At 54.4% G+C, this 14,005-nt stretch carries 17 protein-coding genes; 8 read left to right on the forward strand and 9 right to left on the reverse strand.

Annotated features, from left to right (window positions below):
• The first annotated feature begins 9 nt into the window (after positions 1 to 9).
• Positions 10 to 426: a hypothetical protein gene (locus EKN83_RS17280; RefSeq protein ID WP_260591288.1), complete on the forward strand. Its 417-nt coding sequence runs from the start codon at positions 10 to 12 to the stop codon at positions 424 to 426.
• Positions 427 to 472: 46 nt separating this feature from the next.
• On the opposite strand, the gene EKN83_RS17285 is transcribed toward EKN83_RS17280, so the two are convergent.
• The 3 genes from EKN83_RS17285 to EKN83_RS17295 are packed head-to-tail and all read right to left on the reverse strand — an operon-like array spanning position 473 to position 3,104.
• Positions 473 to 1,138, reverse strand: a complete 666-nt coding sequence (locus EKN83_RS17285) for an alpha/beta hydrolase (RefSeq protein ID WP_126801358.1) — start codon at positions 1,136 to 1,138, stop codon at positions 473 to 475.
• A complete protein-coding gene (locus EKN83_RS17290; protein ID WP_126801359.1) occupies positions 1,128 to 2,024 on the reverse strand; it encodes an alpha/beta fold hydrolase in 897 nt (298 codons plus the stop codon). The genes EKN83_RS17285 and EKN83_RS17290 overlap by 11 nt, the downstream gene beginning before the upstream one ends.
• A gap of 24 nt (positions 2,025 to 2,048) precedes the next feature.
• Positions 2,049 to 3,104 (reverse strand): sugar phosphate isomerase/epimerase family protein, encoded by a 1,056-nt coding sequence (locus tag EKN83_RS17295; RefSeq protein WP_126801360.1) that lies wholly within the window; start codon positions 3,102 to 3,104, stop codon positions 2,049 to 2,051.
• 141 nt (positions 3,105 to 3,245) lie between these two features.
• On the opposite strand from EKN83_RS17295, the gene EKN83_RS17300 reads away from it, so the two are divergent.
• The 3 genes from EKN83_RS17300 (at position 3,246) to EKN83_RS17310 (ending at position 4,665) form a co-directional block, all read left to right on the forward strand.
• Positions 3,246 to 3,836, forward strand: coding sequence for a TetR/AcrR family transcriptional regulator (locus tag EKN83_RS17300; protein ID WP_025759777.1), 591 nt, complete (start codon positions 3,246 to 3,248; stop codon positions 3,834 to 3,836).
• A gap of 157 nt (positions 3,837 to 3,993) precedes the next feature.
• Entirely contained in the window at positions 3,994 to 4,326 is a 333-nt protein-coding gene (locus EKN83_RS17305; protein ID WP_025759776.1) for a type II toxin-antitoxin system RelE/ParE family toxin, read from the forward strand.
• Between the two features lie 12 nt (positions 4,327 to 4,338).
• On the forward strand, positions 4,339 to 4,665 hold the full coding sequence (locus tag EKN83_RS17310) for a DNA-binding protein (RefSeq protein WP_032672665.1): 327 nt from the start codon (positions 4,339 to 4,341) through the stop codon (positions 4,663 to 4,665).
• A gap of 32 nt (positions 4,666 to 4,697) precedes the next feature.
• On the opposite strand, the gene EKN83_RS17315 is transcribed toward EKN83_RS17310, so the two are convergent.
• On the reverse strand, positions 4,698 to 6,245 hold the full coding sequence (locus EKN83_RS17315; RefSeq protein ID WP_025759773.1) for a methyl-accepting chemotaxis protein: 1,548 nt from the start codon (positions 6,243 to 6,245) through the stop codon (positions 4,698 to 4,700).
• A 220-nt stretch (positions 6,246 to 6,465) separates the two neighbouring features.
• Here EKN83_RS17315 and EKN83_RS17320 point away from each other — a divergent pair, with 220 nt between their 5' ends.
• The gene (locus tag EKN83_RS17320; RefSeq protein WP_126801361.1) at positions 6,466 to 7,506 is read left to right on the forward strand and encodes an aldo/keto reductase; all 1,041 of its coding nucleotides are present in this window, start codon (positions 6,466 to 6,468) and stop codon (positions 7,504 to 7,506) included.
• Between the two features lie 125 nt (positions 7,507 to 7,631).
• On the opposite strand, the gene EKN83_RS17325 is transcribed toward EKN83_RS17320, so the two are convergent.
• Both EKN83_RS17325 and EKN83_RS17330 read right to left on the reverse strand, forming a co-directional pair.
• Positions 7,632 to 8,120, reverse strand: coding sequence for a TIGR00645 family protein (locus tag EKN83_RS17325; protein WP_014171606.1), 489 nt, complete (start codon positions 8,118 to 8,120; stop codon positions 7,632 to 7,634).
• 81 nt (positions 8,121 to 8,201) lie between these two features.
• Positions 8,202 to 8,705: an ESA_00282 family adhesion-associated protein gene (locus tag EKN83_RS17330; RefSeq protein WP_025758470.1), complete on the reverse strand. Its 504-nt coding sequence runs from the start codon at positions 8,703 to 8,705 to the stop codon at positions 8,202 to 8,204.
• Positions 8,706 to 8,808: 103 nt separating this feature from the next.
• Between EKN83_RS17330 and EKN83_RS17335 the strand changes: the two genes are divergently transcribed.
• Both EKN83_RS17335 and EKN83_RS17340 read left to right on the forward strand, forming a co-directional pair.
• Positions 8,809 to 9,213, forward strand: a complete 405-nt coding sequence (locus tag EKN83_RS17335) for a hypothetical protein (protein ID WP_025758471.1) — start codon at positions 8,809 to 8,811, stop codon at positions 9,211 to 9,213.
• Between the two features lies 1 nt (position 9,214).
• The gene (locus EKN83_RS17340; RefSeq protein WP_045285891.1) at positions 9,215 to 9,661 is read left to right on the forward strand and encodes a hypothetical protein; all 447 of its coding nucleotides are present in this window, start codon (positions 9,215 to 9,217) and stop codon (positions 9,659 to 9,661) included.
• Here the strand turns inward: EKN83_RS17340 and EKN83_RS17345 are convergent.
• From EKN83_RS17345 to exbB, 3 genes are all read right to left on the reverse strand, one after another.
• Positions 9,658 to 11,109, reverse strand: coding sequence for a methyl-accepting chemotaxis protein (locus tag EKN83_RS17345; RefSeq protein WP_126801362.1), 1,452 nt, complete (start codon positions 11,107 to 11,109; stop codon positions 9,658 to 9,660). The two genes, EKN83_RS17340 and EKN83_RS17345, sit on opposite strands and share 4 nt — an antisense overlap.
• Positions 11,110 to 11,383: 274 nt before the next feature.
• On the reverse strand, positions 11,384 to 11,809 hold the full coding sequence (exbD, locus tag EKN83_RS17350; protein WP_025758475.1) for a TonB system transport protein ExbD: 426 nt from the start codon (positions 11,807 to 11,809) through the stop codon (positions 11,384 to 11,386).
• Positions 11,810 to 11,813: 4 nt separating this feature from the next.
• Entirely contained in the window at positions 11,814 to 12,545 is a 732-nt protein-coding gene (exbB, locus tag EKN83_RS17355) for a tol-pal system-associated acyl-CoA thioesterase (protein ID WP_025758477.1), read from the reverse strand.
• Between the two features lie 251 nt (positions 12,546 to 12,796).
• Here exbB and metC point away from each other — a divergent pair, with 251 nt between their 5' ends.
• Positions 12,797 to 13,984, forward strand: coding sequence for a cystathionine beta-lyase (metC, locus tag EKN83_RS17360; protein WP_126801363.1), 1,188 nt, complete (start codon positions 12,797 to 12,799; stop codon positions 13,982 to 13,984).
• The last annotated feature ends 21 nt before the right edge of the window (positions 13,985 to 14,005 follow it).

The following is a 14,005-nucleotide window of genomic DNA, read 5'->3' on the forward strand; positions in this document are numbered from 1 at the left end:
CGAACCGGCATGATGAAGAAACCCAGCTATTACGCTGGGTTTTTTGTCTTCTCTTATTATTGGTTTAATACAGTATATTTTCGCCTGATTAGGGAGGACGTGATGGCTATCAGTGAGAAAGACCTGCTTGAGGCAGGTTTCAGCCAAAGCGAAGTAGACAATTTACAGGCCCGACTCTCAGCAGCTGGAGGCACCCTGCAGAATCTCATCGATGCGCTCTCACGGCGCTTCCAGGTTTCGGTATGGCTCACGGTCGCGCTGGTTCTGGTTATGCTGGTCACCCTCATCGCGGGTAGCCGGACACACATTCTTTCCGGGAGCATGAGTTTCCTCATTATCCTGATCATTGCCTGGGTGACCTTTCCACCCGCTCTGGGCTGGAAAGCATTCCGCCTGCAGAGGACTCTTACCCGGAAGGCTCGATAGCCAGCAAAACAAGCGCCACGTTTGGAAAACGAAGCCCCATCCAGAACTATATACAAGCCCGTTCAAACAACCGACGCGCGGCAGGCGTTAACCCTGTCATATGAATACAGGCATGCACCATTCCCGGCAGCCGTTCACAGCGTACCGGTACTCCCGCCTCCTCAAGCCGCCGCGCATACGCTTCAGCCTCATCGCGCAGGGGATCATACTCACAACTCAGGATGGTTGCTGGCGGTACACCCCTCAGCGAGGCCATACGCAGCGGCTCGGCATAAGGATGACGACGGTCTCCCAGATAGTTTTCCCAGCACAATGCCTGATAAACGTCTTCTAACGGCCTCGGGAAGGGGAACTCCGGCGCCAGACGGTAATCCACGGAGAGTATTTTCCGGCCAGTAGCATTCGCCAATGCCTGACAGGGTCGATCGTACAGTGACAGCGACCCCAGGCACCATCCGCCGCCATGAGCAAACAGCATTGCAGGCTGCGCGATTTCTGCCTTCGAGGCGGCAGGGGTATAGACGCGAAGTTCAATCTCATAGCCATCATCGGCAATCACAACGTGATGTTGAATGGCGCCACCCGTTTCCTCCTCGCCCTGTAGCCGCAGCAATTCCACGTCGGTGGCGACACGCAGTTCGGCTAATGACGCCGGCTGCGGCGCGCCCGATGACGCAGCCAGAAAATCAGCAATATGTTTATCAAGCGGCATGATGTGCATCCTCTGAGAGGAATGGCACGATCAGCCCAATAAACGCCTCGTGACACTCTTCGGTAATAAAATGCCCGCAATCGGCCACCGTCTCACCACGCAGATCACGGGCATTGCCCTGCAGGGTTATCAGTGGTGCGTCGCGCGTGGCATGTTCGGCCCCCACCGTTAACACCGGCATGGTTAAAGGCGTTTGCGCGCGACGCTGGTTCTGCCGGATGGTCTCCGGGATAGCGCGGTAATAGTCGAAACCCGCACGCAGCCCGCCGGGCGTCGAATAGGCGGTGATATACACCTCTGCTGCGACCCGTTCACGGCGATGCGACCAGCGGTCAAAAATATAGCTGAGATACTGTGATTCGCGCCCGCTGGTCAGGGTTTCGGGTAAATCCGCCAGCTGATTGAACATGAAGTGCCAGAGAAAGATGTTCTCTTCCGGTGCGACAAAAATCGGCGGTGGCGGTGCCAGTCCAGGGATAACCGCTTCTGTCAGCACAAGCCGTTCTATCGCCTGTGGAAAATCGCTCGCCATGGCATAACCCACCCACATGCCGATATCGTGGCCCACGATGCTGTAATGTGAATGCCCCAGTTGCGCCATCATCGTATGCAGCGTGGCACCAACGCGTCCGGTGTCATAGCCGTCGCGCGGTTTGTCTGATTCCCCCATGCCTGGTGGATCAACCGCGATAGCCTTAAAACCTGCCGCTGAGAGCGCGCGCATGACATAGCGCCAGGTATACCAGGTCTGCGGCCAGCCTGGTATCAGTAATACCGGTTGACCTTCTCCCGCCACGACGCAATGGATGCGCTGTCCGTTCACTTTCGTATAGACGTGTTCTGCCCTGAGATCCGCATGCGCGATCTCACCGTATTGTTGTTCCATGGGGACTCCCTGTAATGTCGTGGCTTAGCGAATGCCGAGTAATGCGTTGATTTGTTGAGGGTTCACCGGCGCACCGGCGAAATCATCGAAGACTTTATCGGTGATGTGAATAATATGGTTGCGGATGAACGCAGCCCCTTCTCTGGCACCGTCCAGCGGATTTTTCAGACAGCACTCCCACTCGAGGGTTGCCCAGCCGGCATAATCGTATTGGGTCAGCTTTGAGAAAATAGCCCTGAAATCCACCTGCCCGTCACCCAGTGAGCGAAAACGTCCTGCACGATCAACCCATGACTGATAGCCACCATAAATCCCCTGACGGCCGGTCGGATTGAATTCAGCGTCTTTGACGTGGAACATGTTGATCAGGTCCTTATAGATATCAATGAACGCCAGGTAGTTAAGCTGCTGGAGCACCATGTGGCTGGGGTCGAAAAGTATCCGGCAGCGGGGATGTTCTTTCACCCGCTGATAAAACATTTCAAAGGTTATTCCATCATGCAGATCTTCACTCGGGTGGATCTCATAGCAGAGGTTTATGCCCTGCTCGTCACAGGCGTTGAGCACCGGTATCCAGCGTCTGGCCAGTTCGTCAAAGGCGGTTTCAATTAACCCTTCCGGACGCTGCGGGAACGGGAACAGATAGGGCCACGCCAGCGAGCCAGAGAAGGTACCCAGATCGCTGAGGCCAAGCCGGGCAGAGGCCTTGACCGCCAGGAGCAGCTGCTGCCGCGCCCATTCGCCGCGGGCTTGTGCGTTGCCGTGTACTTCTGGCGGCGCAAAGCTGTCGCATAAGCTGTCGTAAGCAGGATGTACCGCCATCAGTTGGCCAAAAATATGGCTGGTCAGTTCACTTATCACCAGGCCATGCTCTGCCAGCATACCGGTCAGATCGTCGCAGTAGGTCTGGCTTTCTGCCGCCGTCGCCACGTCGAAGAGACGGCGGTCCCATGCCGGAATTTGCAGAGCGCTAAAACCCGTTTGCGCCGCCCACCGGGCGATCGCGGGCAAATTATTAAAGGGGGCCGCATCATCGCTGAACTGAGCCAGATGGAGAGAGGGACCTTTGAGGGTTTTCATCGTATACTCCTATTGTTTGTCGATTGACAAACAATAGGAGTAAAGCCGGATAACCGCAAGCGAAAATTATAAATTCGTTGGTAATCCAGATGATTTAGGCGATCCTGTTGCACAGAATTCAGGACCAACCGGAGCAACAAAATGGCAGGCAGACCGCGCCAGTTCGATCGTGACCAGGCGCTTATCAAAGCGCGTAACCTGTTCTGGCGACAGGGTTATGAAGGCACCTCAATGTCGGACCTGGTGGCAGAGCTGGGGATTGCATCGGCACGTATTTACAAGGCGTTCGGTTCAAAAGAGCAGCTCTTTCGGGAAGCTATCGCCGATTACGAAAAACAGGAAGGCGGTTTTGCGGATCGGGCCTTAGCTGCCGGGGGCAGCGTGCGGGATACCCTCCAGACGCTGTTAATGGATGCGGTTCACCTGTACTGCCATCCGGAATTGCCGCAAGGATGTATGGTGGTGGCCTCGGCAGCCAGCGTCAGTGCGGAAAATGAGACGATCAAAACCTGGCTGGCACAGCATCGCCTGCAGCGTACACAGCAGATCATCGACCGTCTCCATCTGGCAGTGCGTAACGGTGAATTGCCGGAGTCGACCGATGCCGAGAGTCTGGGAGACTATTTTGCCGTCTTTTTACATGGTTTGTCGGTGCAGGCCCGGGACGGAGTGCCGGAATCACGTTTGCAGGCGGCGGTTAAACAGGCGCTTAGCCTGCTGCCGCATTCCTGAGTGAGAGGGTGAGAAAGGCCGAACACAACGGTTTCGTATTTTTGCGATCCGCTTTCAGAAATCACATCTTCCCCACTGTCACAACCCTGTAAACCGTTGCCTGTCGTAGCCTGAAGATTACAATGCATTTGCTTATCGTAAACTACAGGCTACAATAATGGCTAAGGTTAAACACTACATCACAGCTGACGGGTACGACCCGTTTGATGCATATCTGAGAAGTGTGAAAGATCCCATAGCAAAAGCCATGATTGCTACGCGTGTCGCCAGAATGTCAACGGGTAACTATGGTGATTGTAAACCATGCAGAGAGAGCGTTTCAGAGCTCAGAATTAACCAGGGACCGGGTTACCGAGTCTATTTCAGCGAAGTCTCCGATCCGGCAGATGGCGCAGTAAGCCTGGTGCTATTGACTGGAACGAAAAAAAAGCAAAATGCAGATATAGAAAGAGCCGTTGAGTACCTCAACGACTACAAGCGCAGGATATAAGAGGAAATCGGAATGGCTAAATCAGTACTCCATGATGACGCAATGGTACAACTCCTGAAAGATTCTCCGGATTTCGCGCCCGTATATCTTCATCAGGCTTTTATAGAAATTGACGAGCCCGGAGGTTATGAGGCGTTCATGCTGGCTTTACGTCATGTGATTGAAGCCTCGGGCGGGATGACTGTCATTGCAAAACGTGCAGGTATTTCCCGCGAATCACTCTACAAATCACTTTCACCAAACGGTAACCCCTCATTTAAGCGTATCGCCGAAGTGGCATCTGCAACGGGATACCCGATTTCCCGAATTGCATCAGCAGGGTTAAACACACCCGCGTGAAAAGAAAGGCCGCACAGGGCGGCCTTTGCGCGTTAAGCCGTCAGGCGGAACTTCTGCACCGAACGCTGAAGATCTTCGGTCTGGCGCTCAAGCGCCGCCGCCGCCGCGGAAACCTCTTCCACCAGCGAGGCGTTTTGCTGGGTAACGCCGTCCATCTGGGTGATGGCGATACCGACCTGAGAAATGCCTTTGCTTTGCTCCTCTGAAGCCGACGCAATCTGCTTCATGATGGTGGTGACCTCTGTCACGTCACGCAAAATCGCATCCATGGTCGTGCCCGTGTCGCTCACCAGCTGCGCCCCCTGCTCCACGCGGGAAACCGAATCGGCAATCAGCCCCTCAATCTCTTTCGCCGCGTTGGCGCTGCGGCTGGCCAGATTGCGGACTTCGCCTGCCACGACGGCAAAACCACGCCCCTGCTCGCCCGCGCGCGCCGCTTCAACCGCGGCGTTAAGCGCCAGGATATTGGTCTGGAAGGCGATGCTGTTGATGACGTTGGTGATTTCCGCAATTTTCTTCGAGCTTTCCGAGATCCCGCTCATGGTGGTGACCACCTCTTCCACCAGCGAGCCGCCGCGGCTGGCGGTGGTCGAGGCCACATCGGCCAGCTGGCTCGCCTGACGCGCGCTTTCGGCGTTCAGTTTCACCGTGGCGGTCAGTTGCTCCATGCTGGCCGCCGTCTCTTCCAGCGCCGCCGCCTGCTCTTCGGTACGGGAAGAGAGATCGTTGTTACCGCTGGAAATCTCCGTCGCCCCACGCCAGATATTCTCACTGCCGGAACGGATGGTGCTGACCGCTTCGCGCAGGCTGTCCTGCATGGCGCTCAGCAGCGGCACCAGCTGTCCCACACAGTTGCGGCCAAACGGCTCAATGGGCTGGCTGAGATCGCCCTGGGCAATCTGGCGGAACTGCTGGCGAATGCGATCCAGCGGTTTGACCAGCATTGCCACCAGATAACGGTCGGTGAAGAGGAGGATCAGCAGGCCGATAATCGTGGCGACGATAATCACCGTCCGGGTCATGCTGGTCAGGCCGTCCACCACCACACGGGTGCTGTCGAGCGACGTCGCTGCGGCAGTGTTGAATGCCTCAGCCGCCGCACCGAACGCGCGGCTCAGCGGTGGGGTGACATTATTCGCCTGCTGACGATAGCCGTCCAGCGCGCCCTGTTTCGCCTGCTGCATTTGCGGGGTCACCCCCTGTTCGAGCAGCGCCTGCCAGGCGCCAATCACCCGGGATGAAACCTGCTCATCCATCGGGCCTGGGGAGATGGCTTTCATCTCGGCCAGTTTCTTGCCCATGTTATCCAGCGCCTGTTGGGCAGAGGCCAGATCCGGCGTGCCGCCTGCGGCTTTGACTTCCATTGCGCGGCTCAGACGGGTCACGAAGCGGAAATACTGATCGTTACCCTGGCTGAGTACCGTCATCTGTTTAACCAGCTGGCGGTCCACGTCATTGCCATCGGAAACGCGGGAAAGGGACCAGGTGCTGTACAGCCCAACCCCCGCCCACATTACACAAAAGATCCCGAGGATCGTCAGCATGACGAAACGTATTGTGAAATTACGGAGCATATTCATAAGTCTTCCTTGCCGTGAGGGTGAATTCGCCCAGAGGCGAGTGCTTCTCTCGTTATCGGCAGGAAAGAGGGAAATTATAACGTTTTGTGATCATTTTTAATTAGCGTGGCTTCACTGGTCACACAGCCACCGTTAACCCTTATCTTCGCGAGGAGCGATGTGATAAGTTCAGAATGAAAACGACGTTTCAAAAAAATTATCGATAAGAAAAGGAGACATCATGACCTGGTACCCTGACGCTGCCCGCTATGAAACGATGCTCTACCGCCACTGCGGCAAGAGCGGCCTGCGCCTTCCTGCGCTGTCGCTGGGGCTGTGGCATAGCTTCGGCCACGTACAGCCTCTTGATGCCCAGCGCGCGCTGCTGCGCAAAGCCTTCGACCTCGGCATTACCCATTTAGATCTCGCCAACAACTATGGCCCGCCGGCGGGCAGTGCGGAAGAAAATTTTGGCCGTCTGCTGCGTGAGGATTTCGCCGCGTATCGCGACGAGCTGATTATCTCCACCAAGGCGGGTTACGACATGTGGCCGGGGCCTTACGGTTCGGGCGGTTCGCGCAAGTATCTGCTCGCCAGTCTCGACCAAAGCCTGAAGCGGATGGGTGTGGAGTATGTGGACATTTTCTACTCCCACCGGGTGGATGAAAACACGCCGATGGAAGAGACTGCCGCTGCGCTGGCCCATGCCGTGCAGAGCGGTAAAGCGCTGTACGTCGGAATTTCGTCCTATTCAACCGAGCGCACCCGGAAAATGGCTGACCTGCTTCGCGAGTGGAAAATCCCGCTGCTTATTCATCAGCCCTCCTATAACCTGCTCAACCGCTGGGTCGATCATACTGGCCTGCTGGATACGCTTGAGAAAAACGGGACGGGCTGCATCGCCTTTACCCCGCTGGCACAGGGGCTGCTCACCGGAAAATACCTGAACGGTATTCCTGACGGTTCACGCATGCAGCGCGAAGGAAACAAAGTGCGCGGACTGACGCAGAAGATGCTGACCGAAGCCAATCTGAACAGCCTGCGCTTGCTGAATGAGATGGCGCAGGCACGCGGTCAGACAATGGCGCAGATGGCGCTGAGCTGGCTACTGAAAGATGAACGCGTGACGTCCGTACTCATTGGCGCAAGCCGTCCGGAGCAGATAGAGGAGAACGTGCGGGCGTTGGATAATCTGCACTTTAGCCCGGATGAGCTGGAAAGAATTGATCGGCATGTTGCGGATGGAGAGTTGAATCTTTGGCAGGCGTCGTCGGAGAAATAGTGCGGTCTGTTGCCTTCCCCCCCCCTCACCCTAACCCTCTCCCCAAAGTGGCGAGGGGACTGCTCGGTGCGGCCTTTCTCCCTCTCCCCTTTGGGGAGAGGGCGGGGTGAGGGGGAAGGTGAATTTTACTTCTTACTGATCTTATCCAGATACCCCATCACAAACGCCGACAGTACAAACGTCAGATGGATAATCACATACCACATCAGTTTGTTATCCGGCACGTTCTTTGCGTCCATAAACACGCGTAACAAGTGGATAGAGGAGATCGCCACAATCGAGGCGGCCACTTTATTCTTCAACGACGAGGCATCCATTTTGCCCAGCCAGTTCAGTTTTTCTTTTCGCTCATCGATATCCAGCTGAGAGACGAAATTTTCATAGCCGGAGAACATCACCATCACCAGCAGTCCACCCACCAGCGTCATGTCCACCAGCGACAGCAGAACCAGAATTAAATCTGCTTCGGCGATGGAAAAAATGTTCGGCAGAACATGCAGGATTTCCTGAAAGAACTTAATCGTCAGCGCGATAAGGGCCAGCGAAAGGCCAAAATAGACGGGGGCCAGTATCCAGCGAGAGGCGTACATGGCGTTTTCAAAAAAGCGTTCCATAAAGTCCTGTTTGCAAAAGAAACCAGCGCCCAGTATAGCTCAACGGCGCTGACTGTTTGCAATAGCTAACCAGAACGTCACTCAGACGTTGTCGGGGTTAACCTCAGGACGGGCATATTCCGGCCAGACCAGCGCCACCAGCTCCGGGTAGGCTTCCAGACTGAACTCACGAAAACACTGGCGCAAATTTAATACGTCCAGATCGGAATAAGAGACCTTCTCACCGTTAAGGCAGCGCTTTTTGATATTGTCGTAATATTTATACACGGCTGAATTGAGGTCGCTACAGCGACGCTGAGCCTCAAACAGTCCGGGCGTGTCATTAATTTCCGACATTTTCATACGCTTAATTGTTGCGTGTAAAAAATCGATATATTCATGGTTGACCCGCCAGTACCAGACAGGCGTAACGGAGTTCATCAAAACAGAGAAATGGTCTTCACCTTCCTCTTTTGTCATGCGTTCCGGTTGCGGGGGTTCACTGGTGTCGTTCGACACTTTCGTTTTATTGAACTCCTGCATCAATAAAAGAACACCAGCGGTCAGTAATAGTAATGTGATGACCGTAAAAAAGATGCTGTTCATGGGTTGGCTCCATTTTTTTTGATTTTAAATTTGCCTCATGATATTGTCAACGAATCTCACGCCTTTACCAACCCCACCCTGTTGAAATTAAAGGAAATTAAAAATGCTGCCCGACTATCTCGTCCCGGCTAAGTACCACATTACGCCTGTGGAACAGCAACCGATGGAAGCAGAAAAAGAGGCCAGTTTCACTCAGGGGAAAAGAAAGCTCTCTGATTTCGAGCCTGATATATTAATTGGTGTTTCCGACAGCGGCAAATCCCGTAATATGTTGCTGGAAGAGCACGATCGCCATATAAAAGACCGCTTATTTCGTGCCATGAAAATTGAAGCCTTCGTCCATCTGCTGAATGACCTGCAGGCCGAAGGTGAAATAGATGCCCAAAAATTAAGCCAGATAATGGCCGAAAAAACCAAAGCAATTAATGAAGCGGGCAATGAAATTTGGCTTAATCTAATTACACGCGAAAAAAACAACCCTATTTTTTATACCCTGGGGGAAGATTAACGTGAAAGAAATTAAGAACAATGACGTTTATTTGACTTTAGATGATAAAAAAAGTGATGAATTTATCTTAAAGCAAAATCTCGATGCACTGAGAAAATCAAAAAATGACGAGATGACACGTATTACGCAAGACCTGGTCTCGATCCCGGCAGCACTGGTTCGACTGAAATGGCAGAACCGGCGCGATATTTATCCGTTACAGGTAAAGGAAGAGATTTACGGTGCAGTGATGAATGCCATTATCGAACAGCGACCGGAGCTCAAAGAGAAGCTTCTTGGACGCCTTGAAGCCAACTATCAGTATCTGCTTGCCAGAGAAATCGCCACCCTGCGCCTGACGCGCAAACTGGCAGACGGCGAGTACCGCACCTCAAACGTGACCTGCGTTGCGCTTGATGAGGACGCGCTGGCGTCTGGCAGCAGCGCCCCCACCGAACCTCCACGCTAATTAAATCTGAATACGGCAATCGCCTCTTTTAACTGACTTGTCTGCTGCCGCTGTGCTTCAGCCACCTGCAGGGTCTGCGCAACGTGGCGCACATTCTCCTGTACGCTGGCATCAATGCTGGCAATGCTGTCGTTCATTTGTGCGATGCTCGCCCGCTGCTGCTCACTCATCTGTGAGAGCTCTTCCAGCAAAGAGCGAAGCCCTTCGATACTCTCAATGATCGACTTCATCGTTAGACCCGCGTGCTCAACCTGCTCGACCCCGTGCTGGGTGGTCGCCTGCGCCGCCGTCAGCAGCTGGCGGATCTCTTTTGCGGCCTCCTCGCTACGTTGCGCCAGGACGCGCACTTCGGAGGCGACCACCGCGAAACCTTTGCCATGCTCGCCCGCTCTGGCAGCCTCGACCGAGGCGTTAAGCGACAAAATATTGGTCTGGAAGGCAATGCCGTCGATCAGTTCCAGAATGGCGTAAATACGCTGCGACTCCTCGCGAATCTGCTCCATTGCCGCCATCGCCTGCCGTACGTTATTTCCCCCCTGCTCCGCCACGTGGCTGGTGCTGAATGCCACCTCTCTGACCTGGCTGGCTTTTTCACTGGTCAGGGTGGCGACAGCCCGTAGCTGTTCCATCGCGCTGGCCGCCGTTGCCAGCGAGTTTGCCTGGTGATCGGTACGCTCTGACAGCGCACTGTTACGCTGGCCTAATGTGCGGGAGGCCTCCAGCAGTAGGCCAATATTGGCGCTGACCTGCTCAAGCGTGGCGCGCATGGTGCCCAGCGTCAGGCTAAAGGTACGGGCGAAGGGCGACCCGGCGGGTGCGGCATCGACGGCGAGCGTCAGATAACCCGGCTCGCGGTTAATGACCCCGGCGAGTGCGGCCACCTCACTCGCCGAGCGGGCGTCCTGCTCCATGCGCACCGCCAGCAGGATCAGGATCGCCGTCTGGACTACCACAAACAGGGCGTGAAAAACCACCATATGAAAACCGGTGTGCATAAACACCACCACGCCATACAGGTCGTGCTCCTGCAAATAGTTAAAGACCAGATGGTGTATAGCGATGACCGCAGCCCCCATCAACAGCGGTCGCCAGTCGCGCCAGGCAAGCAGCGCGGAGAGGAGGACGAAAACAGAGAAGTGATATTCGGTTTCCCCATGCCCCAGATGGATCAGCAGCGCGGAAAAGGCCATCAGCACAAACGCCGAGCTCAGACGAAGCAGCAGCGCGCCGGGAAACAGCAGTGTGAGCACCGACGATAAACACGCCAGCGCAGTCGCCACGATGGCGCCCTGCACCACATTCTCATTGAGATAGCCCACGGCCAGTGAGATGCCCCAGAGTGACCAGATGAGCATCAGTATTAGTCTGTCGGCGCGGCGGCGTATAGAAGAAAGGGAAATCAGATCGTTTTGATGCGCGTGCGGATAGAGCCATGTCATCGTAGGCATACGGAGTCTCTTGCTGTGCAGGTGAAAAAGATCCTTCGAAGAAGGTCTGTTTTTATTATCTTTTTTAAGCGTAGCGGGGATATTGCGCGACGCCAGTACAACAAAAGATAGCGTTAAATGACGCAGCCGAATATTGATATTTGCTTAACAATCAAGAGATTATTAATGATGGCTTTATTGATAAATAAATATGATGTGTGGGGAAATACGGCAGAAAATAATAACGATTTGGCCTTAGAGAAAACAAAAAAGCCGGCTTTCGCCAGCTTTTATTTTATTTTTTAGCCGCTTTTTCTTCGCCGACCAGTCCAATCTTCAGGTAACCCGCCTGATGCAGCGTGTCCATTACCTTCATCATGGTTTCGTAATCAACGGTTTTATCCGCCCTGAAGAAGACCGTGGTGTCTTTCTTACCGCCGGTAAGCTGCTCCAGCGCCGGGATGACAGAGTCAGTCGTTACCGGGTCGTTACCGAGGAACATCGATTTATCCGCCTTCACGGACAGATAAACAGGCTTCTCCGGACGCGGCTGTGGCTGGCTGGAAGAGGCCGGCAGATTGACCTTCACGTCAACCGTCGCCAGCGGCGCAGCCACCATGAAGATAATCAGCAGAACCAGCATGACGTCGATAAACGGCGTCACGTTGATTTCATGCATTTCGCCGTTATCGTCCAGGTTTTCGTTTAGACGCATCGCCATCGCATTAACCTACGCGCAGTTTGGACGCCGCATGCACCGGCTTAACCGAGCTGGCATTGAGGTCGAGATCGCGGCTTTGCAGCAGCAGAACCTGCGCGGCAACATCACCAAGCGTGGCTTTGTAGCTGCCAATCATCCGTGCGAAGATGTTGTAGATAACCACCGCCGGGATGGCCGCTACCAGACCGATAGCCGTCGCCAGCAGCGCTTCCGCGATACCCGGTGCCACCACCGCCAGGTTGGTGGTTTGGGTCTGGGCGATACCGATGAAGCTGTTCATGATGCCCCAGACCGTACCGAAAAGACCGATGAACGGCGAAATTGCGCCGATCGTCGCCAGATACCCGTTACCACGTCCCATATGTCGGCCAACGGCCGCAACGCGACGCTCCAGACGGAAGCCGGTACGCTCTTTGATGCCTTCGTTATCTTCACTGCCAGCGGAGAGTTCCAGCTCGTTTTGCGCTTCGTTAACTAACAGGGTGGTCAGGCTTTTCGCGTGGAAGGATGAGGTCATGTCAGAAGCCTGATCCAGCGAGCGGGCTTCGGCTAACTGCAGCTGCTCCCGCTTGAGGCGACGCTTCTGAGAAATGAGTTCGGCGCTCTTGCTAAAGAAGATAGCCCACGTGATCACGGACGCCAGAATCAGGCCGATCATCACAATCTTAACCACGATGTCAGCATGTTGATACATGCCCCAAACGGAGAGATCCGTCTGCATCAAATTATTACCCACTCTGTATCTCCAGGACGCAAATCACAAAATCTGAGCATAATAATATCAAAACGTCGTCGAATTGATAGTCGTTCTCATTACTATTTACATAGTGCCGCAATTTTTGCTCACTTTCTTTGCGCTTACGCAGTAAAAATTTCTTATGCGGTTTTTTGCTAATATTTTCTGCTTATTCGATAAGCCTCAGGGTGCAGATTTTTACAATCGTGGTAGTCTGGACGTCCAGACGTATAAAAACAGGGTTAGCGAACATGACTAAGAAGCATCTTGATACCACGCTGGTACAGGCAGGACGCAGCAAGAAATATACCCAGGGCTCGGTCAACAGCGTGATTCAACGCGCCTCCTCACTGGTGTTTGATACCGTGGAGGAGAAAAAAAACGCCACGCGTAACCGCGCGAAAGGCGGGCTGTTTTATGGCCGTCGTGGCACGCTAACCCATTTTTCTCTGCAGGAAGCGATGTGTGAGCTGGAAGGCGGTGCGGGCTGCGCGCTGTTCCCGTGCGGCGCCGCGGCGGTCGCCAATACCATTCTGGCTTTTGTGGAACAGGGCGACCATATCCTGATGACCAACACCGCCTATGAACCCAGCCAGGACTTCTGCACCAAAATCCTCAGCAAGCTCGGCGTCACCACCGGCTGGTTCGATCCGCTGATTGGCGAAGACATCGCCGAGCTTATTCAGCCAAACACGCGCATTGTGTTTCTGGAATCGCCAGGATCGCTCACCATGGAAGTACACGACGTGCCGGCCATTGTGAAAGCCGTGCGCAGTAAAGCGCCAGAGGCAATTATCATGATCGACAACACCTGGGCGGCTGGTGTGCTGTTTAAGGCGCTGGAATTCGACATTGATATCTCGATTCAGGCGGCAACCAAGTACCTGATTGGCCACTCTGACGGCATGATTGGCACGGCGGTCTCTAACGCCCGCTGCTGGGAGCAACTGCGTGAAAATGCCTACCTGATGGGGCAGATGGTGGATGCAGACACGGCCTATATGACCAGCCGCGGTATTCGCACGCTGGGGGTTCGTCTGCGTCAACACCATGAAAGCAGCCTGAAAGTGGCCGAATGGCTGGCACAGCACCCGCAGGTTGAGCGCGTTAATCATCCGGCGCTACCGGGCAGTAAGGGACATGAATTCTGGCAACGTGACTTTACGGGCAGCAGCGGTTTGTTCTCGTTCGTTCTGAAAAAACGCCTGACCCATGACGAGCTGGCAAATTATCTGGATAACTTTACCCTCTTCAGCATGGCCTACTCCTGGGGCGGATTTGAGTCCCTGATCCTGCCTAACCAGCCGGAACAGATTGCGGCGCTGCGTCCCGGCGGCGAAGTGGACTTCAGCGGTACCCTGATCCGACTGCACATCGGTTTAGAAAATGTGGACGATTTAATTGCCGATTTAGCAGCAGGGTTCGAGCGTATCGTGTAAAGTGCTGGCTGAAAATGTACT

Origin of the sequence: Enterobacter sp. WCHEn090032 (genome assembly GCF_003986875.1) — a bacterium.
Lineage (GTDB): Bacteria > Pseudomonadota > Gammaproteobacteria > Enterobacterales > Enterobacteriaceae > Enterobacter > Enterobacter sichuanensis.

Excerpts from the sequence above, each read along its gene's own strand:
- EKN83_RS17325 (WP_014171606.1), bottom strand. The coding sequence starts at position 8,120 with ATGGAACGCTTTTTTGAAAACGCCATGTACGCCTCTCGCTGGATACTG.
- EKN83_RS17335 (WP_025758471.1), top strand. The coding sequence starts at position 8,809 with ATGCTGCCCGACTATCTCGTCCCGGCTAAGTACCACATTACGCCTGTG.
- EKN83_RS17320 (WP_126801361.1), top strand. The coding sequence starts at position 6,466 with ATGACCTGGTACCCTGACGCTGCCCGCTATGAAACGATGCTCTACCGC.
- EKN83_RS17345 (WP_126801362.1), bottom strand. The coding sequence starts at position 11,109 with ATGCCTACGATGACATGGCTCTATCCGCACGCGCATCAAAACGATCTG.
- metC (WP_126801363.1), top strand. The coding sequence starts at position 12,797 with ATGACTAAGAAGCATCTTGATACCACGCTGGTACAGGCAGGACGCAGC.
- EKN83_RS17295 (WP_126801360.1), bottom strand. The coding sequence starts at position 3,104 with ATGAAAACCCTCAAAGGTCCCTCTCTCCATCTGGCTCAGTTCAGCGAT.
- EKN83_RS17305 (WP_025759776.1), top strand. The coding sequence starts at position 3,994 with ATGGCTAAGGTTAAACACTACATCACAGCTGACGGGTACGACCCGTTT.
- EKN83_RS17300 (WP_025759777.1), top strand. The coding sequence starts at position 3,246 with ATGGCAGGCAGACCGCGCCAGTTCGATCGTGACCAGGCGCTTATCAAA.
- exbD (WP_025758475.1), bottom strand. The coding sequence starts at position 11,809 with ATGGCGATGCGTCTAAACGAAAACCTGGACGATAACGGCGAAATGCAT.
- EKN83_RS17315 (WP_025759773.1), bottom strand. The coding sequence starts at position 6,245 with ATGAATATGCTCCGTAATTTCACAATACGTTTCGTCATGCTGACGATC.
- EKN83_RS17280 (WP_260591288.1), top strand. The coding sequence starts at position 10 with ATGATGAAGAAACCCAGCTATTACGCTGGGTTTTTTGTCTTCTCTTAT.
- EKN83_RS17330 (WP_025758470.1), bottom strand. The coding sequence starts at position 8,705 with ATGAACAGCATCTTTTTTACGGTCATCACATTACTATTACTGACCGCT.
- EKN83_RS17290 (WP_126801359.1), bottom strand. The coding sequence starts at position 2,024 with ATGGAACAACAATACGGTGAGATCGCGCATGCGGATCTCAGGGCAGAA.
- EKN83_RS17310 (WP_032672665.1), top strand. The coding sequence starts at position 4,339 with ATGGCTAAATCAGTACTCCATGATGACGCAATGGTACAACTCCTGAAA.
- EKN83_RS17285 (WP_126801358.1), bottom strand. The coding sequence starts at position 1,138 with ATGCCGCTTGATAAACATATTGCTGATTTTCTGGCTGCGTCATCGGGC.